Annotated in this window: 18 protein-coding genes and 1 pseudogene; 15 read left to right on the top strand and 4 right to left on the bottom strand. The window is 71.4% G+C overall.

Annotation, left to right across the window (positions count from 1 at the left end; all coding sequences use genetic code 11):
• Nucleotides 1-29: 29 nt before the first annotated feature.
• Nucleotides 30-1,571, bottom strand: a complete 1,542-nt coding sequence (locus MXD64_RS14420; protein ID WP_017886960.1) for an MFS transporter — start codon at nucleotides 1,569-1,571, stop codon at nucleotides 30-32.
• 170 nt (nucleotides 1,572-1,741) lie between these two features.
• Here MXD64_RS14420 and MXD64_RS14415 point away from each other — a divergent pair, with 170 nt between their 5' ends.
• On the top strand, nucleotides 1,742-2,404 hold the full coding sequence (locus tag MXD64_RS14415; protein WP_111024668.1) for a TetR/AcrR family transcriptional regulator: 663 nt from the start codon (nucleotides 1,742-1,744) through the stop codon (nucleotides 2,402-2,404).
• 112 nt (nucleotides 2,405-2,516) lie between these two features.
• On the opposite strand, the gene MXD64_RS14410 is transcribed toward MXD64_RS14415, so the two are convergent.
• Nucleotides 2,517-4,148: a dolichyl-phosphate-mannose--protein mannosyltransferase gene (locus MXD64_RS14410; RefSeq protein ID WP_263136676.1), complete on the bottom strand. Its 1,632-nt coding sequence runs from the start codon at nucleotides 4,146-4,148 to the stop codon at nucleotides 2,517-2,519.
• Nucleotides 4,149-4,279: 131 nt separating this feature from the next.
• Between MXD64_RS14410 and rsmI the strand changes: the two genes are divergently transcribed.
• The 6 genes and pseudogenes from rsmI (at nucleotide 4,280) to MXD64_RS14380 (ending at nucleotide 9,404) form a co-directional block, all read left to right on the top strand.
• The gene (gene rsmI, locus MXD64_RS14405) at nucleotides 4,280-5,101 is read left to right on the top strand and encodes a 16S rRNA (cytidine(1402)-2'-O)-methyltransferase (RefSeq protein WP_263136675.1); all 822 of its coding nucleotides are present in this window, start codon (nucleotides 4,280-4,282) and stop codon (nucleotides 5,099-5,101) included.
• A 134-nt stretch (nucleotides 5,102-5,235) separates the two neighbouring features.
• Nucleotides 5,236-6,805, top strand: a pseudogene (gene metG / locus MXD64_RS14400) (methionine--tRNA ligase).
• Nucleotides 6,802-7,734, top strand: coding sequence for a TatD family hydrolase (locus tag MXD64_RS14395; RefSeq protein WP_140448828.1), 933 nt, complete (start codon nucleotides 6,802-6,804; stop codon nucleotides 7,732-7,734). The pseudogene metG and the gene MXD64_RS14395 overlap by 4 nt, the downstream one beginning before the upstream one ends.
• Before the next feature lie 2 nt (nucleotides 7,735-7,736).
• Nucleotides 7,737-8,588, top strand: a complete 852-nt coding sequence (gene rsmA, locus MXD64_RS14390; RefSeq protein WP_259576192.1) for a 16S rRNA (adenine(1518)-N(6)/adenine(1519)-N(6))-dimethyltransferase RsmA — start codon at nucleotides 7,737-7,739, stop codon at nucleotides 8,586-8,588.
• An 88-nt stretch (nucleotides 8,589-8,676) separates the two neighbouring features.
• Complete coding sequence (locus MXD64_RS14385; RefSeq protein WP_042541216.1) at nucleotides 8,677-8,877, top strand: hypothetical protein; 201 nt, start codon at nucleotides 8,677-8,679, stop codon at nucleotides 8,875-8,877.
• Between the two features lie 2 nt (nucleotides 8,878-8,879).
• Nucleotides 8,880-9,404: a hypothetical protein gene (locus MXD64_RS14380; RefSeq protein ID WP_263136674.1), complete on the top strand. Its 525-nt coding sequence runs from the start codon at nucleotides 8,880-8,882 to the stop codon at nucleotides 9,402-9,404.
• Between the two features lie 88 nt (nucleotides 9,405-9,492).
• Here the strand turns inward: MXD64_RS14380 and MXD64_RS14375 are convergent, their stop codons facing one another.
• The gene (locus tag MXD64_RS14375) at nucleotides 9,493-10,233 is read right to left on the bottom strand and encodes an SDR family oxidoreductase (RefSeq protein WP_263136673.1); all 741 of its coding nucleotides are present in this window, start codon (nucleotides 10,231-10,233) and stop codon (nucleotides 9,493-9,495) included.
• A gap of 101 nt (nucleotides 10,234-10,334) precedes the next feature.
• Between MXD64_RS14375 and MXD64_RS14370 the strand changes: the two genes are divergently transcribed.
• The 5 genes from MXD64_RS14370 (at nucleotide 10,335) to MXD64_RS14350 (ending at nucleotide 15,853) form a co-directional block, all read left to right on the top strand.
• The gene (locus MXD64_RS14370) at nucleotides 10,335-11,177 is read left to right on the top strand and encodes a helix-turn-helix transcriptional regulator (RefSeq protein ID WP_071250668.1); all 843 of its coding nucleotides are present in this window, start codon (nucleotides 10,335-10,337) and stop codon (nucleotides 11,175-11,177) included.
• A gap of 259 nt (nucleotides 11,178-11,436) precedes the next feature.
• The gene (locus MXD64_RS14365) at nucleotides 11,437-12,435 is read left to right on the top strand and encodes an ATP-grasp domain-containing protein (RefSeq protein WP_263136672.1); all 999 of its coding nucleotides are present in this window, start codon (nucleotides 11,437-11,439) and stop codon (nucleotides 12,433-12,435) included.
• Nucleotides 12,436-12,521: 86 nt separating this feature from the next.
• Complete coding sequence (locus MXD64_RS14360) at nucleotides 12,522-13,610, top strand: LLM class flavin-dependent oxidoreductase (protein ID WP_042540557.1); 1,089 nt, start codon at nucleotides 12,522-12,524, stop codon at nucleotides 13,608-13,610.
• A complete protein-coding gene (locus tag MXD64_RS14355) occupies nucleotides 13,607-14,911 on the top strand; it encodes an O-acetylhomoserine aminocarboxypropyltransferase/cysteine synthase family protein (RefSeq protein WP_042540559.1) in 1,305 nt (434 codons plus the stop codon). The genes MXD64_RS14360 and MXD64_RS14355 overlap by 4 nt, the downstream gene beginning before the upstream one ends.
• A gap of 9 nt (nucleotides 14,912-14,920) precedes the next feature.
• Nucleotides 14,921-15,853 (top strand): 4-(cytidine 5'-diphospho)-2-C-methyl-D-erythritol kinase, encoded by a 933-nt coding sequence (locus MXD64_RS14350; RefSeq protein WP_042540561.1) that lies wholly within the window; start codon nucleotides 14,921-14,923, stop codon nucleotides 15,851-15,853.
• 42 nt (nucleotides 15,854-15,895) lie between these two features.
• On the opposite strand, the gene MXD64_RS14345 is transcribed toward MXD64_RS14350, so the two are convergent.
• Nucleotides 15,896-17,548, bottom strand: a complete 1,653-nt coding sequence (locus MXD64_RS14345; protein WP_262117948.1) for a glycosyltransferase family 39 protein — start codon at nucleotides 17,546-17,548, stop codon at nucleotides 15,896-15,898.
• 95 nt (nucleotides 17,549-17,643) lie between these two features.
• Between MXD64_RS14345 and MXD64_RS14340 the strand changes: the two genes are divergently transcribed.
• The 3 genes from MXD64_RS14340 to modA are packed head-to-tail and all read left to right on the top strand — an operon-like array spanning nucleotide 17,644 to nucleotide 19,980.
• Nucleotides 17,644-18,699, top strand: coding sequence for a ThiF family adenylyltransferase (locus MXD64_RS14340; RefSeq protein ID WP_214562864.1), 1,056 nt, complete (start codon nucleotides 17,644-17,646; stop codon nucleotides 18,697-18,699).
• A 58-nt stretch (nucleotides 18,700-18,757) separates the two neighbouring features.
• Complete coding sequence (locus MXD64_RS14335) at nucleotides 18,758-19,174, top strand: TOBE domain-containing protein (protein WP_017888282.1); 417 nt, start codon at nucleotides 18,758-18,760, stop codon at nucleotides 19,172-19,174.
• Complete coding sequence (gene modA / locus MXD64_RS14330) at nucleotides 19,171-19,980, top strand: molybdate ABC transporter substrate-binding protein (protein WP_262159372.1); 810 nt, start codon at nucleotides 19,171-19,173, stop codon at nucleotides 19,978-19,980. The genes MXD64_RS14335 and modA overlap by 4 nt, the downstream gene beginning before the upstream one ends.

Below are 19,980 nucleotides of genomic sequence, written 5' to 3'. Positions count from 1 at the left end.
CCGGAGCGGGCCGCAGCGCAGCGCGAGCGTCAGTGCGCGGCGGCGGGGATGCTCCCGGTCGTCGCGGACCCGGCGCGGGCGAGCCGCTCGAGCCGGACCGACTGCCGGTTGATGAGCAGTCCGCCGGCCAGGGCGACGAGCACGAGCACGCCGGCCGAGATGCCGAACGCCACGTGGTACCCGTCGAGCGTGGCCTGGGCCTGCTGCAGCTTCGTCGGGGCGGCGGACAGCCCGGACAGGCTGTTCGACACCACGTCGGCGAAGATCGTCGACAGCAGGGCCGTGCCGATCGAGCCACCGATCTGCTGCATGGTGTTGACGGTTGCCGAGGCCACACCGGCGTCGGCCCGGGCGACCCCGGTGGTCGCGGTGTTCATGGCGGACGAGAAGATCGTGCCCATGCCGAGACCGATGACGATCAGCGCCGGCAGGACGGTGCCCGCGTAGGAGCTGTCCAGGTCGGTGCGGAGCAGCAGGAGCAGTCCGGTCGCGGCGACCAGGCCACCGGCGAAGATGAGGATCTTCGGCCCGACGCGCGGCAGCAGGCGGCCACCGATCTGCGTCGCCGAGATCATGATCGACAGCGGCATCGGCAGGAACGCGAGACCGGTCTGCAGCGAGCTGAAGCCCAGGGTCTGCTCCAGGTAGTAGGTCAGGAACAGGAAGATGCCGAACATGCCGATCGCGACGAGGCCGATCGCGATGAACGAGCCGCCGCGGTCACGGTCGAGCACGACGCGCAGGGGCAGCAGCGGGTGGGCGACGCGGGTCTCGATGAACACGAACGCGGCGATCAGCACGACACCACCGGCGAGCATGGCGATCGTGACGGGGGAGTCCCAGCCGTTCGTCTCGGCGTTCGAGAAGCCGTAGACGACGCCGACCAGACCGAGCGTGATGGTGATGACGCCGAGCACGTCGATGCGCGGACGCTCGACCTTCGGCGGCTTCTCCATGAAGACGAGGGCGCCGATCACGCCGAGCACGGCGAAGACGACGTTGACGTAGAGGCACCAGCGCCAGGACGCGTACTCGGTCAGCACGCCGCCGAGCAGCAGGCCGATGGCCGCGCCGGAGCCGGCGATGGAGCCGAAGATGCCGAACGCGCGGCCACGTTCCTTGGGGTCGCGGAACGTGGTGGTCAGCATGCCGAGTGCGGACGGGGCGAGCAGCGCGCCGAAGACGCCCTGCAGTGCGCGGGCCGCGACGAGCAGGCCGAACGAGTCGGCCAGGCCACCGAGCACCGAGGCGACGGCGAAGCCGACGAGCCCGATGATGAAGGTGTTCTTGCGTCCGAACAGGTCGCCGAGGCGCCCGCCGAGCAGCAGCAGCGAACCGAAGGCCAGCGAGTACGCGGTGACGATCCACTGTCGCTGGTCGGTGCCGAAGTCCAGGTCGGCCTGGGCCGAGGGCAGGGCGATGTTCACGATGGTCGCGTCGAGCACGACCATCAGCTGTGCGAGGGCGATGACCGCCAGGGCGATCCAACGGTGGTTGCTCTTGGCGGGGGTGGTGCCCGGAGTCGTGGGTGCTGTCCCGGTGGGGGTCGGCACGGTGTGTTCTGCCGTCACGGCAGCCTCCTCGAGAAGGTTGGAGGGTGAGGTGGAGGTGCGCGCCGTCGGGCACTCCGGTGGTGTGGTGGTGACGAAACCGGATGCGAGGCATCCGTTTGTGGCCAGTGTAGACCGAAACGGAAGGATGGCATCCACTTGTTCCCAGAAAGTGCAACTACGGTCAGATCGTGAGCACCACCGAGTCCGCGTCCGACCTCGAGCGACCGCTGCGCGCCGACGCTGCGCGCAACCGCGAGCTGATCCTGCAGACGGCACGCAAGTGCTTCGCGGAACGCGGGCTCTCCGTCACGCTGAACGACATCGCGCACGAGGCCGGTGTCGGCGTCGGCACCGTCTACCGCCGGTTCGCCGACAAGGACTCCCTGATCGAGGCGCTGCTCGCCACCAAGTTCGAGGCCATGAACGACGCCGCAGCGCGCGCCGCGGACGTGTCCGACCCGCGTGAGGCACTCCGGGTCTACCTGATGGGCGTCTTCGCGTTCCGCGCCCGCGACCGTGCCCTCGCCGACGCCATCGTCCGTGCCGGCAAGGCCCGCCCGTCCATCGTGCAGGAGCGCGACCGGCTCGAACGTCAGGTCGCCGCGATCATCGGCCGTGCCGAGACCGCCGGCGTCGTCCGGCCGGGCTTCGACTACCGCGATCTGCCGATGCTCACGGCGATGGTCGGCGCGGTCGCCGATGCCACTCGCGAGCACGACCCGGACGCGTGGCGCCGCTACGCGGAGCTCCTGATCCAGGGTGTCCTGCCGGGCACGGACGACACCGCGCCGATGCTCGGCGACCCGCTCGACCGCGAGTCGATCGAGCGCGCGCTGCACGCGCAGTCCTGACCACTGCGGTCTGGAGGCCCGTGGCGGCGCCGCCACGGGCCTCCAGACCGGCGGTGGTCGCCACCAGCGCGCCCACCGCGACGGGCGCGACCGGACCTGCCGGACCTGCCGGCTAGAGCCAGCTGGGGATCCAGTAGTGCGACCGGACGAAGTCCCACGGCACCTGCATCGCCGTCCACATCGGGTACCAGTAGACCGAGGCGAGCACGACGACGCCCAGGTACACGCCGACCCACAGGATCGCCCGCGACCGGCGTGACCGTTCGTCGCTCCGTCTGCCGAGCACCAACCCGATCGCGGCGGCCAGCGCCATCACCATGTAGGGCTCGAAGGCGATCGTGTAGAACTGGAACACCGTCCGGTCGACGTACATCAGCCAGGGCAGGTACCCCGCCGCGACGCCGAGCAGGACGAAGCCGTACTCCCACTTCCGGCGCACGACCCAGAGCACGAGCAGCGCCACCGTCGCGATGACCGAGGCGTACCAGATGAACGGGTTCGCGATGCCGGTGATCGCCTCGCCGCAGCGGTCCGCCCAGCAGCCGTCCTGCCCGGCGTCCGTGCCGACGTAGAACATCGACGTGGGGCGCTGCATCACGAGCCAGAGCAGCGGGTTCGCCTGGTACGAGTGCGGGGTGTGCAGCCCGATGTTGAAGGCGTAGATCTCCGACTGGTAGTGCCACCAGTTCTGCAGGCTGTCCGGCACCCAGGCGAGGAGCCCCGTCCACCGTTCGCCGCCCGACGACAGCCAGTTGCGGTCCCAGCCGTCCTTCGACACGAACCATCCGGTCCACGACGCCACGTAGGTCACCGCGGCGATCGGCACGGTCAGCAGGAACGACACCGGTGCCTGCTGCAGCAGCGCGCTCGACGACCAGAACTCCACCCCGGCCCGGCGGCGCATCATCATGTCGCTCAGCACCGAGTACACGGCGAAGAACGCCAGGAAGTACATCCCCGACCACTTCGTCGCCGCCGCCAGCCCGAGGGCCAGGCCCATCGCGAACAACCACGGTCGCCACCAGAGCACCGGCCCCCACAGGGTGGTCCGGCCGGCGGCGGCGCGGTCGGCGACCCACGCGTCGAGCCGTCGTTGGCTGTGCCGCCGGTCGAGCAACAGCGCGCCGAAGCCCAGGATCACGAAGAACGTCAGGATGCCGTCGAGCAGCGTCACCCGCGACATCACGATGGCCTGCCCGTCGATCGCGAGCAGGAAGCCGGCGAGCGTGCCGATCATCGTCGAGCGGAACAGCGACCGGGCGATCACCGCGGTGAGGAACACCGTCGCGATGCCGAGCACGGCCACCGTGAAGCGCCAACCGAACGAGTTGTCCGCCCCGAACAGCAGCATCCCGAGGCCGATCAGGTACTTGCCGAGCGGCGGGTGCGCGATGAACTCAGCGGCACTCGTGAAGACGTCCGTCTCGCCGCGGACGAACCGGTCGTCGGTCGTCGGGGCGCCGTCACCGCTCGGGTTCGCGGGCCAGGTGCCCTCGTACCCCAGGTGCACGATCGACCAGCCGTCCTTGACGTAGTACGTCTCGTCGAACACGAGCGAGTGCGGGTTGCCGAGGTTCACCAGCCGCAGCACGGCGGCGAGGAGCGTCACGGCGAGCGGACCCGTCCACCGCCACACGGCGACCCGCTGCGACGTGGAGAGCACCCGCCCCCACCAGTCGTCCAGGCGCGAGCCGACCGGCCGGTCGGGCACGGCCGTGCGGTCGTCGGTCAGCTCGCTGGTCATCGCTGAGCATCCTACGGATCGACCTCTGTCCCCGCTGCGACGGGCGTGCACGCGCCGCGCGGCCGCGCTGGACGACGCCGGTGTGGCTGCGCCGGGCCGCGCCGGCGTCACCGTGCGGGGACAATGGGTGCGTGATCGTCCTCGCAGCAACGCCCATCGGCAACCTCGGGGACGCCTCGCGCCGTCTCGTCGAGACCCTCTCCAACGCCACGGTCGTCGCGGCGGAGGACACCAGGACCGCCATCCACCTGATGCGCGCCCTGGGCATCGAGAACCGTCCGCGGCTCATCGCCCTGCACGAGCACAACGAACGGGCGAAGGCGTCCGAGGTCGTCGAGCTCGCCCGTGACGAGGACGTCGTCGTCCTCACCGACGCCGGCATGCCCGCGATCAGCGACCCGGGCTTCCCGCTCGTCGAGGCCGCAGCCGCAGCCGGGGTCACCGTCACCGCGCTGCCCGGGCCGTCGGCCGTGCTGATGGCGCTCGCCGTGTCCGGGCTGCCGACGGACCGCTTCACGTTCGAGGGGTTCCCGACCCGCAAGGGCGGGGAACGCCGCCGCGTCTTCCAGGCGCTGGCAGGGGAGCAGCGGACCATGGTGTTCTTCGAGTCGCCGCACCGGCTGGCCGAGACCCTGGCCGACATGGCGATCGGGTTCGGGGGCGACCGCCGCGCCGCGGTCTGCCGTGAGCTCACCAAGCTCTACGAGGAGGTCCGCCGCGGGCCGCTCGACGAACTCGTCACGTGGGCGTCCGAGGGCGTGCGGGGCGAGATCTGCATCGTCGTCGCCGGGGCCGCCGAGGCCACCGAAGAGGCAACGCTCGACGACGGGGTGCGCCTGGTGCTCGAGCGGGTGGCCGCCGGCATGCGCATGAAGGAGGCCGCCGCGGCGGTCGCGGACGCGACCGGGCTGTCGAAGCGCGACCTGTACGAAGGGGCGCTCGCGGCGCGCTGAGCGGGGCTCGTCACGTTCGCGTCCGCCGGTCTGGAGGCGCGGGGCGGGTCCGTCACGGGCCTCCCGGACCCGGTTCTCCACAGTCCACCGCAGCACGCGTCATCAGGGTTCGGAGCGCCCGTAGGATGGTCCGCATGTCCGCCGGGTCCTCGTTCAGCATCACCACGCCGATCTTCTACGTGAACGACGTGCCCCACATCGGGCACGCCTACACCGAGGTCGCCGCGGACTTCCTCGCGCGCTGGCACCGGCAGCGTGGTGACGACACCTGGCTGCTCACCGGCACCGACGAGCACGGGCAGAAGATCCTGCGCACCGCCTCGGCGAACGACGTCTCGCCCAAGGAATGGGCCGACCGCCTGGTCAACGACGCCTGGAAGCCACTGCTCGACACGGTCGACGTGGCGAACGACGACTTCATCCGCACCACCGACGAGCGCCACGAGCGTGGCGTGACGGCGTTCCTGCAGAAGCTCTACGACGACGGCTTCATCTACGCCGGTGAGTTCGAGGGCTTCTACTGCGTGGGTTGCGAAGAGTACAAGCAGCCGAGCGACCTGGTGGCCGGCACCGGTGCGTACGAGGGCCAGCAGGTCTGTGCGATCCACTCGATCCCGGTCGAGGTCCTGGCCGAGCGCAACTACTTCTTCCGGATGTCCGACTTCGAGCAGCGCCTGCTCGACCTGTACGAGTCGAACCCGCTGTTCATCCAGCCCGAGAGCGTCCGCAACGAGATCATCTCGTTCGTCAAGCAGGGGCTGCGCGACCTGTCGATCTCGCGCTCCAGCTTCGACTGGGGCATCACGATCCCCTGGGACAGCGACCACGTGCTGTACGTGTGGTTCGACGCCCTGCTCAACTACGTCACGGCGCTCGGCTACGGCACCGACGACGACGAGGCCTTCCAGCGCCTCTGGCCGAGCGTGCACATCGTCGGCAAGGACATCGCCCGGTTCCACGCCGTCATCTGGCCGGCGATGCTCATGGCCGCGGGGCTGCCCGTGCCGGAGCGCGTCTTCGGCCACGGCTGGCTGCTCGTCGGCGGCGAGAAGATGTCCAAGTCGAAGCTGACCGGCATCGCGCCGTCCGAGATCACCGACACGTTCGGGTCCGACGCGTTCCGCTACTACTTCCTGCGCGCCATCACCTTCGGGCAGGACGGCAACTTCAGCTGGGAAGACATCTCGGCGCGCTACCAGGCCGAACTCGCGAACGGCTACGGCAACCTGGCGTCCCGGCTGGTCGCGATGCTGCAGAAGTTACTTCGACGGCGAGGTCCCGGCGCGCGGTGCGCTGACCGAGTCCGACCGGGCGATCGATGCCCTGGCCGTGTCGGTCACCGAGCGTGCCGACGCCGCGATCGCCGCCTTCGCCCCGCACGAGGCGATCGCCAGCGTCTGGGAGCTCGTCGACGCCCTGAACGGGTACATCACCGAGCAGGCGCCCTGGGCCCTGGCGAAGGACGACGCCGAGCGCGAGCGCCTCGGCACGGTCCTGACCACCGCGCTCCGCGGCCTCGGCACCGTCACCGTCCTGCTGTCCCCGGTCATGCCGAAGGCGACCGAGAAGCTCTGGGCCTCGATCGGCGCCGGCGGGTCCGTCGCCGAGCAGCGGGTCGACCGCGCGTACGAGTGGCAGGGTGCGTCGCACGTGGTGCCACTGGAGAGCGGGCTGTTCCCCCGGATCGAGCAGGTCTCCGAGTGACCGACGCCGAGTCGCACGTCCGGTCCCGCAGTGACGGGGCGTCCGGGGCCTCGAAGCGCGACCTGACGTACCCGCCGCTTCCCCAGGCGCTCGTCGTGCCGGTGTACGACAACCACACCCACATGGAGATCGCCGACGGTGTCGGCGACGGGGGTGACGGTCCGCTCGAGTACCGCGAGCACCTCGACCGTGCTTCCAGCGTCGGCGTCCGCGGTGTCGTGCAGGTCGGCACGGACCTCGCCACCTCGGAGTGGTCCGCGTCGATCGCCGCTCGGGAGCCCCGGGTCCTGGCGGCCGTCGCGCTGCACCCGAACGAAGCGCCCGTACTGCAGGAACAGGGGCTGCTCGACGAGCACCTCGCCGGCATCGAACGGCTCGCCGCGCTGCCGCGGGTCCGGGCGATCGGTGAGACCGGCCTCGACTTCTTCCGCACCGGCGAGGACGGTCGCGACGCCCAGGTCCGTTCGTTCGAGGAGCACATCCGCATCGCGAAGGAGCACGACCTCGCGCTGACGATCCACGACCGCGATGCGCACGACGCCGTGGTCGAGGTCCTCGACCGCGTGGGTGCCCCGGAACGCACCGTCTTCCACTGCTTCTCCGGCGGCCCGGACCTGGCCCGGCTCTGCGCCGAGCGCGGCTGGTACATGTCCTTCGCCGGCACCGTGACGTTCAAGAACGCCGCAATGCTGCGTGAAGCCCTGGTCGTTGCCCCGCGGCACCTGATCATGGTCGAGACCGACGCGCCGTTCCTGACGCCCACCCCGTTCCGTGGTCGTCCGAACGCGCCGTACCTCATCCCGCTCACCCTGCGGTCGATGGCAGAGACCCTGGGCACCGATGCCTCGATGCTCGCGGCCCAGATCGCCTCGAACACCGAGCTCGTCTACGGTGCGTGGGACGCCGAGCCCGTGACGGTGGACGAGTAGTCGTGGGTGCCCTGCTCGGCCCGGCGGAGATCCGGGAACTCGCGGCCGAACTCGACGTCACCCCGACGAAGAAGCTCGGCCAGAACTTCGTGCACGACGCCAACACCGTGCGGCGCATCGTGTCCGTCGCCGGCGTCACCCCGTCGGCGCAGGTGCTCGAGATCGGCCCGGGGCTCGGGTCGCTGACACTCGGGTTGACCGAGACCGGCGCCCCCGTCACCGCGGTCGAGATCGACAAGCGCCTGGCCGCCAAGCTGCCGTCGACGGTGTCGTCGATGCAGCCGGACGCCAGGCTGACGGTCGTGCAGCAGGACGCCATGACCGTCGCCGCCACGGACCTCCACGTCGAGCCGACGCACCTCGTCGCGAACCTGCCGTACAACATCTCGGTGCCCGTGCTCCTGCACCTGCTCGCGACCTTCCCGTCGATCGAGCGGTCGCTCGTGATGGTGCAGGCCGAGGTCGGGTACCGGCTCGCCGCCGGCCCCGGCAGCAAGGTCTACGGTTCGCCGAGCGTCAAGGCCGCCTGGTACGGGTCGTGGAGCACCGCCGGGCTCGTCAGCCGGCAGGTCTTCTGGCCGGTGCCGAACGTCGACAGCGTCCTGGTGGCCTTCGACCGGCACGAGCCCCCGGGTGACGAGCGTCTGCGGTCGCGGGTGTTCACGCTGGTGGACGCCGCGTTCCAGCAGCGGCGCAAGATGCTGCGGCAGAGCCTGTCCGGGGTGCTCGGCGGCAGTGCGCACGCGTCCGAGGTGCTGACGGCGGCGGGCATCGACCCGACCGCCCGGGGCGAGGCGATCGGTGTGGACGACTTCGTGCGGCTCGGGCGGACGGTCCTGGCGGCTGCGGAGTAGTCCGTCCCTCCCCGCGAGCGAAATACGGAATGTTTCGGGGTGTCCGGTCGGTGCTCCTACGGTTGATCGCATCAACCAAGGAGGCATCATGGGATCCACCGAGTCGCCCCTCTCGCCCCGCCGGGTGCCGAGCCCGTCCACAGCAGCCGAGCGCCGAGCGTTGTTCGCACGGACGCCTCGGCCTGAGGGCACGTTCGAAGAGCGCCGCGAGCGTCGGCGGCGTGCGATCGAGGCGATCGATCCGGACTGCCGCGTCGAGCCGATCGAGCGTCTGCGCCGGGTGCCCTGACCGTGTTCGAGTCGCTCGGTTCCGATGACTTCGACGAGCACCGGGTCCTGGAGTTCCACAGATGCTCCGGCCGACCCGCCGCGGTCCTCGTGGAGACGAGTTTCATCGAGTGCGTTCTCCACCGTGCGGAGCCACAACATGCCCGAGCTGCGGCGTTCTGGGATCACCTCGACCTGGCCGACACGAGCATCGTGGACAGCGGGTTCGCCGAGTTCGAGATCTTCGAATCAGCGCATCGCAAGGGACCGCGGGCGGCACGTCAGCACAAATCGGCCTGGCGGGACCTGCTGAGTTCGACCCAGATGCACTGGGCCAGTGTCGACGCGGTCGCCGATGACGTCCCCGGCCTCATGGAAGAGTTCGGCCTGACCGCTGCAGGTGCCGCGCTTGTTGCCACGGCTGAGCACTGGGAGGTCGACGGCTTCGTGACCGTCGATCCTTCGTTCGGTGTGGTGGACCGGGCACGCCTCCCGCTGATGATCGACGTCGAGGGCGCTCTCTTGGCGCGACGCCTGCGTACCAGCTGACCGCGATGGTGCGAGGTTCCGTGGTCCGGTGCGAGCCGAAGTGGCTCGCACCGGACCACAGAACCTCGCACCATTCGAGGCACCCGGGTCAGTGCTCGCGGGACGCCATCATCTCGAGGATCTGCTGGTGGTTGCCGTTCCGCTCGGCGAAGCGCAGCGGGTGCACGTTCTGCACCAGGATCTCCGGTGCAGCACCGGACTCGATGAGCGCCATGACCTCGTCGGCGAAGGCGTCGAGCGGCATCCCACCGAAGTCGGCGCCGCCCATCAGGTCGGTCATGACGGCCGGCGGGGCGAGCTCGAGCACCTCGAGCGACGAACCGACGAGCTGCTGGCGCAGGGCCTGCGTGTAGGCGTGCACACCGGCCTTCGTCGCGCTGTACGTCGGCGACGCGGTGAGCGGGACGAACGCGAGACCGGACGTCACGGTCATCAGGGTGGCCGAGGGCTGAGCGAGCAGGTGCGGCAGGAACGCGTCGATGAGCCGGATCGTGCCGACCAGGTTCGTCTGGACGAGTTCGAGGGCATCGTGGATGTGCCCGGGGTCGCGGAGGTCTTCGTCGCGCATGATCCCCGACATGGTGATCAGGGCATCGAGCGACGGGTAGGCCTCGAGCACCGAGGTGGCAGCGGCTTCGATCGACGACGCATCGGCGACGTCGATCTGCACGGTGCCAAAGCCGTGCTCGGCGGCGAGGGAGTCGAGGAGAGCCTGGCGACGGCCGCCGATGACGACGGTGCTGCCGTCGGCCTGCAGGCGCTGGGCGAGCGCGAGACCGATGCCCGAGGTCGCGCCGGGGATGAAGACGGTGGAGTTCGTGATGTCCATGACCACCACGATGCTCCGCGGACGGGGTCACAACCAGAGCGCAGTCATCGGGGGATCGGCGATCCCTGGCACCTCGCCACGAACCGGACCATGATCGACCCATGGACCGTGCCGCACTCGCCGACTTCCTCCGCCGTCGCCGCGAGCTGCTGCGCCCCGAGGACGTCGGCCTCGGGCAGGGGCCGCGACGCAGGACCCCGGGGCTCCGCCGTGAAGAGGTCGCTGCCCTCGCCGGCATGTCCGTGGACTACTACACGCGACTCGAGCAGCAGCGTGGCCCGCAGCCGTCCGAGCAGATGATCGCCGCGATCGCCCGCGCCCTGCGGTGCAGCCTCGACGAGCGCGACCACCTGTTCCACCTGGCCGGGCAGAACGCCCCGACCCGGATGCACCGCGCCGACCACGTCGACCCGGCGATCCTGCGGGTGCTCGACCGGCTCGAGGACACCCCGGCGATCGTCGTCAGCCATCTGGGCGAGACCCTGGTCGAGAACCGGCTCGCGGCGGCACTGCTCGGGTCGTCCGTCAGCCTGCCCGGCAACGAGCGCTACCAGGCGTGGCGGTGGTTCGTGACTGGGAAGGAGCTCGCGAAGTACGCGCCGGAGCAACACGAGCGACTGGCCCGGGTCGTGGTGGCGTCGCTGCGGGCGGCGGTGGGGCTCGCGGGCCCGGGCGATCGTCGGGCGACCGAACTCGTCGCCGAGTTGCAGACGCGCAGCCCCGAGTTCCGCGACCTCTGGGCCAAGCACGAGGTGGCCACCCGCTGGTCGGACAACAAGACCATCGTGCAGCCGGAGCTCGGGCGCATCACCGTTGACTGCCAGGTGCTGCACACCGACGACCAGGCGCAGGCACTGCTGTTGTTCACCGCGCCTCCAGGATCAGAGGACGCGCAGAAGCTCGAGCTCCTCGGCGTCGTCGGACAGCAGACCTTCGCCGGCTGACGACCTCGCACGGTGCGCGTTCGCTCGGCTCGTGCGAGTTTGGTCGACCCCGCACGGTGCGAGGTTGGTGAGCCCGTGCATCGTCGACCGCTTGGTGCCGCCCTACAGTCCGCCACCGAGCGACCAACCTCGCACCGACCGGACAAGCGCGCACCGTGCGACCCGCCCCGCCCGCCCGACCCGCACCGCCCCGCCACCGAGAAGCAACGCCGCGTCACACACTTGGCCGCGTGCGGTATACCGTGCCTAGGGTGGGGGCGTGAGCACTCCGCGCGTGTACGTCATCCACGAGAACCCCGAGTGGTTCCCGCCGCTCGCCGCCGCCTTCGAGGCCGAGGGCGTCCCGGTCGAGGAGATCCTGCTGACCGAGGGGCAGATCGACCTCGCGGCCGAGCCGGCACCCGGCGTGTACTGGAGCCGCATGTCCGCGAGCTCCCACACCCGCGGCCACGAGCACAGCAAGGAGTACACCCGCGCCGTCCTCGGGTGGCTCGAGCGAGCGGGTCGCCAGGTCGTCGGCGGCAGTCACGTGCTCGAGCTCGAGGTGTCGAAGGTCGCCCAGCACGGCCTCCTGCAGCAGGCCGGCTTCGACGTGCCCCGCACCACCGCCGTGTTCGGCACGACGACGCTCAAGCAGGCGGCGAAGGACTTCACGAACGGCCAGGACGTCCCGTTCATCACGAAGCACAACCAGGGCGGCAAGGGCCTGGGCGTGCGGCGCTTCGACTCGCTCGCCGAGTTCGACGCCTACGTCGACAGCCCCGAGTTCGAGGCCCCGGTCGACGGCATCACGCTGCTGCAGGAGTACCTGACGGCGCGCGAACCCTTCATCACCCGCGTCGAGTTCGTCGGCGGCGAGTTCATCTACGCCGTCCGTGTCGACACCAGCGCCGGCAGCTTCGAACTCTGCCCCGCCGACGCGTGCGAGGTGCCCCAGGTCATCGCCGGCGCCGTCTGCGACGTGCCCGGTACCGAGACCGCCGGTGCGCCCCCGGCGTTCGCCGTCCGGACCGAGATCACCGCTGGCCACCCGCTGGTCCAGCAACTCCGCACGTTCCTCGCCGACCAGCGCATCACCATCGCGGGCGTCGAGTTCATGGAGACGACGGACGGCCGCACCGTCGTCTACGACATCAACACGAACACGAACTACAACCCTGCTGTCGAGGAGTCCGCGCCGGCCTCCGGCCCGCGCTCCATCGCGAAGTACCTCGGCGGCCTGCTGGCGGCCGAGTACGCCGCAGAGCTCACGGCCTGAGACCGCAAGGACCACCGGACTGGAGGCCCGTGGCGGGCCCGCCACGGGCCTCCAGTCACCTTTCCCACACCCCCCAAGGAACCCACGTGCGATTCGGATACTGGACCCCGCTCTTCGGCGGCTGGCTGCGCAACGTCGACAACGAGAACATGCCGGTCACCTTCGACTACGTGAAGCGCCTGGCGCAGCGCGCCGAGCGGATCGGCTTCGACCTGACGCTCGTGCCGGAGCTCAACCTCAACGACATCAAGGGCACGGCGGCGCCCTCGCTCGAGGCGTGGTCCCTCGCGGCGGCGATCGCGGCGACGACCGAGCGCCTGGAGATCATGGCGGCGATGCGTCCCGGCTACCACCTGCCCGCGGTGACGGCGAAGCAGGCGGCGACGATCGACGACATCTCGTGCGGCCGGTTCACCTTCAACGTCGTGAGCGCCTGGTGGGCGGAGGAGGCGAAGCAGTACGGCGGGATCTTCTCGGAGCACGACGACCGGTACAAGCGCACCGCGGAGTTCGTCGAGGTCATGAAGGGCCTGTGGTGCGAGACCCCGTACTCGTTCTCGGGTGAGTACTACGACATCGAGAACGCCCACCTCGAGCCGAAGCCCCGCGTGACGCCGCGCATCTACGCCGGTGGTGAGAGCGAGGCCGGCAAGGCCGCGATCACCGGGTACGCCGACGCCTACCTGACCCACGGCGGCACGGCCCCGGAGCTCCGCGCGAAGATCGACGAGATGAAGCGCCGCCGCGTCGACGCCGGGCTGCCGCCGTTCGAGGCGTTCGGCATGGCCGCCTACGTCATCGTCCGGGAGACCGAGGAAGAGGCGCAGGCCGAGCTCGCCCGGATCACCGACGTGCAGCACGGCACGGCGTACGAGTCGTACCAGGACTTCATCTCGAAGTCGCAGCTCGAGCACGTGCCCTCGCTCGAGGACTACTCGGTGTCGAACCGCGGCCTGCGCCCCGGGTTCGTCGGCACCCCCTCGCAGGTGGCCGACCGCATCAAGGAGTTCGAGGACGCCGGCGTCGACACGCTCCTGCTGCAGTTCTCGCCACAGCTCGAGGAGATGGACCGGTTCGGCGAGCAGGTCATCCCACTCGTCCGGCCGACGGCCCCGACGCCGACGACGGCCCCGACCACCCCGACCGCCGCGGGTGTCTCGGAGCCGGTCTCGTGAGCACCGAGGACGGCTGGGCCTTCGAGACCCGCCAGATCCGCGCCGGCTTCAAGGCCGACCCGGGCTGGGGCGCGAACGTGCCGCCGATCGCACAGAGCGCCGCGTACGTGTACCCCTCGGGCGAGGACGCGGCCGCGCGCTTCATGCTCGACGCCCCCGGCCACACCTACACGCGGGTCAACAACCCGTCGGCGGCAGCGCTCGAGCGCCGGATCGCCGACCTCGAGGGCGGGATCGGCGCGCTGGCGCTGGCGTCCGGGCAGGCGGCGACCTCGCTGGCCGTGCTCGGTGTCGCACGCGCCGGCGACCACGTGGTGTCGAGCGCCTCGCTGTACGGCGCGACCTACACGCTGTTCGCGTCGACGCTGCGGGACCTCGGCCTCACCTTCACGTTCGTGCAGGACCCGACCGACCTGTCCGAGTGGGCGGCGGCGGTGCGTCCGGAGACGAAGGCGTTCTTCGGCGAGTCCATCCCGAACCCCCGCGGGGACGTCCTGGACTTCGCCGGGGTCTCCGGCGTCGCGCACCGGGCAGGTGTCCCGCTCATCGTCGACAACACCATCGCGACGCCGTACCTGGTCCGCCCGATCGAGCACGGTGCCGACATCGTCGTGCACTCGGCGACGAAGTACCTGGCCGGACACGGCAGCGCCATCGCCGGGCTCATCGTCGACAGCGGGAACTTCGACTGGGCGGCCCACGCGGACGCCTACCCGCAGCTGGCCACGGCCGAGCAGTCCGGGTTCGCGAACACGAACTTCGCCGAGAAGTTCGGGCGGCGGGCGTTCATCCAGCGCACCCGCTCGAAGCTCTCCGCCGACCTCGGGCCCGCGATCGCACCGTTCAACGCGTTCCTGGTGCTGCAGGGCGTCCAGACCCTGTCGCTCCGCATGGACCGGCACGTGTCGAACGCCGCCGCCGTGGCCACCTGGTTGGACGCGCACGACCAGGTCGAGCACGTGCACTACGCCGGCCTGCCGGACTCGCCGTGGCACCACCTGCAGCAGCGCTACGTGCCGAAGGGGCCGTCGGCGGTGCTGTCGTTCGACCTGGCCGGCGGGGTCGCTGCAGGCCGGCGGTTCGTCGCGGCGCTCGAGCTGTTCGACCACGTCTCGAACCTCGGGGACGTCCGCTCGCTCGTCGTGCACCCGGCATCGACCACCCACGTGCAGATGACCTCCGCCGAGCGGGCGGCCGCCGGGGTGGGGGACGGACTCATCCGCCTGTCGATCGGCCTGGAGCACATCGACGACATCACCGCCGACCTGGCGCGGGGCTTCACGGCAGCTGCAGCGGGATAGGTTGGGGGCATGACCACGTTGGCCGCCCCGACCCGCGTGCGGACGCGCGCCCCCGGCAAGATCAACGTGTTCCTGTCCGTCGGGGCGCTGCAGGACGACGGCTACCACGACGTCGCCACGGCGTACCAGGCCGTGTCCCTGTACGAGGACGTCACCGCCGAGGCCGCCGACGACTTCTCGGTCACCTTCACCGGCCCGATCGACACGCGTGCCGTGCCGGTCGACGAGTCGAACCTGGCGATCCGTGCGGCCCGGCTCGTGGCCGACGCGGCCGGACACCGCGGTGGGGTGCGGCTGACCATCGACAAGCAGGTGCCCGTCGCCGGCGGCATGGGCGGTGGCTCCGCAGACGCGGCCGCGACCCTGCTCGCGGTCGACACGCTCTGGGGCACCGCGCTCGGTCGCGAGGAGCTGCTCCGGCTCGCCGCGCAGCTCGGCGCCGACGTGCCGTTCGCCTTCGCCGGCGGCACCGCCGTGGGCACCGGGCGCGGTGACGAGCTGAGCCCGGCGCTGGCCAAGGGCGAGTTCCACTGGGTCCTCGCCCTGAGCGACGACGGCCTGTCGACCCCCGCCGTCTACCGTGCGCTCGACGAGCACCGGGAGCGGTACCGCGCCGACATCTCCCCGGCGCCCTCGCACCCCGTGGTCGAGGCGAACGTGCTGCAGGCCCTGCGCGCCGGCGACCCCGACCTGCTCGCGGACTGCGTGCACAACGACCTGCAGGCGCCCGCCATGCGGCTGCAACCGCGGCTCGCGGCGACGCTGGAGCTCGGTGAGAAGTCCGGTGCCCTGGCCGGCCTGGTGTCCGGCAGCGGCCCGACCGTGGCGTTCCTGGTCGGTGACCGCGACGCCGCGCTCGAGCTGCAGGTCGAGCTCAGCGCCGCCGGCCTCGTCGCACTCCGTGCCACCGGACCGGTGCACGGCGCACGCGTGGTGCACTGACCCGACGCTCGACCCGGTCGGCCGACGGTCGGCGTCCCACCGTCAGCGGCTGTACTTCCAGAGGATGACCGTGCCGGTGTGCCAGTAGCGCACGACGTGGAAGCCCTGAGCCACGAGCGTCTCGGTGACCTGCGGCCGGATGTTCCGTGACTTGCCGCCGACGAACCACACGGTGTCGATGCCGGAGAGCCGCGCGGGTACCGTCTCCGCGACGTCGCCGTTGACGTCCCAGAGCTGCCCGCGTGCGGCGCCGGTCTCCGTGACGGCGAGGTCCCGCATGCCGGTGAACGCGTCGGGGTAGGTGTCGGCGATGACCTGCGCGGTGGTGGTCGGGTGCCCCCAGACGCTGCCGAAGACGACGCCCTCTTCCTGGTCCGTGCGCCAGTCCCGCTCACGATCGATGATCGCCGCCGCGTTCGCCCAGTGCGAGTCCTGCTTGGCGTGGGGCAGGCGGACGGTCGTGCTCGTCGGCGCCGACACCAGCAGCATGCCGACGACCGCGAGCGCCACCCACCGGCGGGGACGGATCGCGGTGATCGCCAGGCCGATGAGCAGCGCGACGAACGGCAGGCTCAGGCTGGCGTACTTCGGCGTGTACAGGTGCTCGCCGGCCGCGGTCGCGCCGACCAGCAGCGCGGTGGGCAGGATCGTCAGCGGGACTGCGACGCGGACCGCCTGCATGCGCAGCGCTTCACGGGCCGCGGGGGCGGGGCCCCGGGACGCGCGGACGGCGAGCACGACGGCGACGCCCATCAGGACCCACCCGAGCGCCGCGTACGGCCACACGGCCCCGAACCAGGCGGTCGCGACGACCTGTCGCACCGTCGCCCAGCCGACGCCGGTGATCCAGCCGACCTGCTTGGCCTGCCCGGCCGCCAGGACGATGAACGGTGACACCACGAGCGCGGCCCCGACGGCGGCGACGCCCCAGCGGACGAACGCCGCGCGGTCCACCATCGGCGCCGGCACCGGACCGGTGCGCTCGGACAGCACGGCGTCGCGCCGCGCGGCACGGTCGGCGACGGCCGTCCAGAGCAGCACGACCCCGTGCGCGACGACGGCCAGGGCCAGGTACACGTTGAACAGCACGGCCAGCACGGCGAGCAGCCCGTAGACGACCCACCACCGGGTCGCGTGGTGCCCGGACCGGCTGCGTCGGACCGCGGTGATGCCGACCAGGGTCAGCGCGACGGCGAAGGTCGTGACGGTGGCGTACGGGCGTCCTTCGCCGCCGGCCCAGGCGACGCGGGGCAGCAGCAGGAACACGATGCCGGAGACGACGCCCAGGCGGACGCCACCGAGCCGCCGGCCCAGGGCGACGACGAGTCCGGCGGACACCCCGATGGCGAGTGCGCTCGGGAACCGCAGGGTGAAGGGGGAGTACCCGACCAGGGTGAACCACACGTGCATCACCGCGTAGTACAGACCGTGCACCGCGTCGACGTTCTGCAGCTCGGCCCAGAGCGCCGGCCAGCTCCGCTGTGCGCTCGCGACGGTCGCGGCCTCGTCGTACCAGACCGACGGCACCCAGGCGAACGCGGCCACGACGACGACACCGAGCGCGCCGACGGTGATCTCGGGCGTCCGTGCGAGGGCCCGGACAGCGGCGACGACGAGCGCCCAGGCGCGTGCGCGCACCGACGAAGCCGACGTCGTGCGTCGGATCGGGACGGTGCCGGTACGCGGGGAACTCACGCCCGCGACCGTACCGATCTGCTCTGGGGATCCGCCGCGTCCGGGCGCTGAACTCTCACATGCACGAGTTCGGTGCGACGGGCCAGAATGACGGGATGGAACCCCTCGTCGCCCCTGTCTCCGCGCTGTCCCCGGGGCGGGCGCAGCTCGGTTCGCGCACCGCGGCGCTCGCCGACGTCGGGACGACCGGGCTGCGACGCCTGGCCACATCGCGCATCCTCGTCGTCGGGGCCGGCGGGCTCGGGGCGCCGGTGGTCGCGTACCTCGCCGGGATCGGTCGGCTCACGGTCGTCGACCCGGACGTCGTCGACGCCTCGAACCTGGCCAGGCAGACGCTCTTCACGGCGGCCGACGTCGGCTCGCCGAAGGCGCGGGTCGCGGTCGCCCGGGCCGTCGCCGTCGACCCGGAACTCGACGCGGTCGCGGTGGTCGGGTCGTTCACGCCGGACCTGGTCGCCGGGCACGACGTCGTGGTCGACGCCGCCGACTCGGTCGTGGTCACCCGCGCCGTCTCGGACGCCTGCGCCGCAGCCGGTGTGCCCTTCGTGTGGGGCACCGTGCTCGGCCACGACGGGCAGGTCAGCGTCTTCCGCGACGCCGGACGAGACGGTGTCGACTTCCACGACCTGCACCCCGACGCCCTGCCGGACGAGGGGTCGTGTGCCCTCGACGGGGTCGTCCCCGCCCTGTGCGGCGCGGTCGGTGCGGTGATGGCCGGGCAGGTCCTCGCGCTGGTCACCGGCACCGGCGACCCCCTGCTCGGCCGCGTCCTGACCGTCGACGCCCGCCGCTGGCGCTGGACCGAGAGCCCCGTCCGTCGCGGCCCCGCCTCGCGTCGCCCGGCACCCGCGGCCGCCGCCACACCGCCGCGCATCGCGCCGTCCGCCCTGGCCGCCCGGGTGGCGGACCCGGCGGACCCGCTGGTCGTCGTCGACGTCCGGACCGCCGAGGAACGCGCGGCCGGCGTGGTCGCCGGTGCCGTCACCGACGACACCGGCGGGGACGAGGTCGTCGTCTACTGCGCACGCGGACCCCGTGCGGACGCGTGGGCGGCCAGACAGCCGGCCGGGAGGCGCGTGGCGGTGCTCGACGGCGGGTTCGAGGCCTGGCGTCGCGAGGGGCTGCCCGTGGCGATCGAGCACCGGTCCTGACCCAGCCCGGTCACCAGCACTGCCCGGTCGCCGCATCCGCGGCTAGGATCGGTGGACCATGACGCAACTGCGGGTACGGGACGCTGCGGCCTTCCTCGGGATCAGTGACGACACCGTGCGCCGGCTCGTCGACGGCGGCACCTTCACCCGTGCCACGGACGACGCGGGGCGGGCGGTGGTCGACGGGCGCGAGGTCGCTGCGTACGCCCGGGAACGCAGCTCCGAGCTGACCGACCCGGCAGCGGCGGTGACGAGCTCGGCCCGCAACCGCTTCGTCGGGATCGTCACCGACCTGGTCGTCGACACCGTGATGGCGCAGGTCGAACTGCAGTGCGGCCCGCACCGGGTGGTGTCCCTGATGAGCGCCGAGGCCGTCCGCGACCTGGGGCTCGAGATCGGGTCCGTCGCGGTGGCGTCCGTGAAGGCCACGATGGTCGCGGTCGAGGCGCCCACCCGACACGAGGACGAGCGATGAGTCGTCGTCGCCTCCGGTCCGCCGCCGCACTGGCCCTCGCGGTCGCCGTCTCGACCGGGCTCGCCGCCTGCACCGCTGCGGACACGGGCCCGGGCGCGTCGACGCCGTCGGGCTCCGGGACCGAGGGACCGACCGGCTCGATCACCGTCTTCGCCGCGGCGTCGCTCCAGCAGACCTTCACGACCCTGGGCAAGGAGTACGAGCAGGCGCACCCCGGCGCCTCGATCCGGTTCTCGTTCGCCGGGTCGAGTGACCTCGTGAGCCAGATCCAGAACGGCGCTCCCGCCGACGTGTTCGCGTCGGCGGACGAGGCGAACATGGCGAAGCTGTCGTCGGACGACCTGGCGAGCGGATCGCCGCAGGACTTCGCCACGAACACGCTCGAGATCGCGGTCGCACCCGGCAACCCGAAGGGCATCTCGGGGCTCGACGACCTGCGCGCCCGGGGGGTGCAACTCGTCACGTGCGCCGCCCCCGTGCCGTGCGGTACCGCGGCCGCGAAGGTCGAGCGAGCCGCCGATGTCGACCTGCGCCCGGTCAGCGAGGAGCAGTCCGTCACCGACGTCCTCGGCAAGGTGGAGTCCGGGCAGGCTGACGCCGGGCTGGTCTACGTGACCGACGTGCGCGGCGCGGACGGCAAGGTCGACGGCGTGCCCTTCGTCGAGTCCGGGGACGCCGTCAACACCTACCCGATCGGCGTGCTCCAGCAGTCCGCCGACCCGGAGCTCGCGAAGGCGTTCGCGGAGTACGTCCGCTCCACTGACGGGCAGCGCGTGCTGTCCGCCGCGGGCTTCGGGAAGCCCTGA

Source organism: Curtobacterium sp. Arg-1 (genome assembly GCF_025643395.1).
GTDB classification, from domain to species: Bacteria; Actinomycetota; Actinomycetes; order Actinomycetales; family Microbacteriaceae; genus Curtobacterium; species Curtobacterium poinsettiae.
The sequence above is the reverse complement of the archived record's forward strand: the minus strand, read 5'-3'. Positions and strand labels throughout refer to the sequence as shown.

Bases quoted from the DNA above. Each gene is read 5' to 3' on its own strand.
- MXD64_RS14375 (WP_263136673.1), bottom strand. From the start codon at position 10,233: ATGGACATCACGAACTCCACCGTCTTCATCCCCGGCGCGACCTCGGGC.
- MXD64_RS14350 (WP_042540561.1), top strand. From the start codon at position 14,921: ATGACCACGTTGGCCGCCCCGACCCGCGTGCGGACGCGCGCCCCCGGC.
- MXD64_RS14340 (WP_214562864.1), top strand. From the start codon at position 17,644: ATGGAACCCCTCGTCGCCCCTGTCTCCGCGCTGTCCCCGGGGCGGGCG.
- MXD64_RS14335 (WP_017888282.1), top strand. From the start codon at position 18,758: ATGACGCAACTGCGGGTACGGGACGCTGCGGCCTTCCTCGGGATCAGT.
- modA (WP_262159372.1), top strand. From the start codon at position 19,171: ATGAGTCGTCGTCGCCTCCGGTCCGCCGCCGCACTGGCCCTCGCGGTC.
- MXD64_RS14410 (WP_263136676.1), bottom strand. From the start codon at position 4,148: ATGACCAGCGAGCTGACCGACGACCGCACGGCCGTGCCCGACCGGCCG.
- MXD64_RS14385 (WP_042541216.1), top strand. From the start codon at position 8,677: ATGGGATCCACCGAGTCGCCCCTCTCGCCCCGCCGGGTGCCGAGCCCG.
- MXD64_RS14370 (WP_071250668.1), top strand. From the start codon at position 10,335: ATGGACCGTGCCGCACTCGCCGACTTCCTCCGCCGTCGCCGCGAGCTG.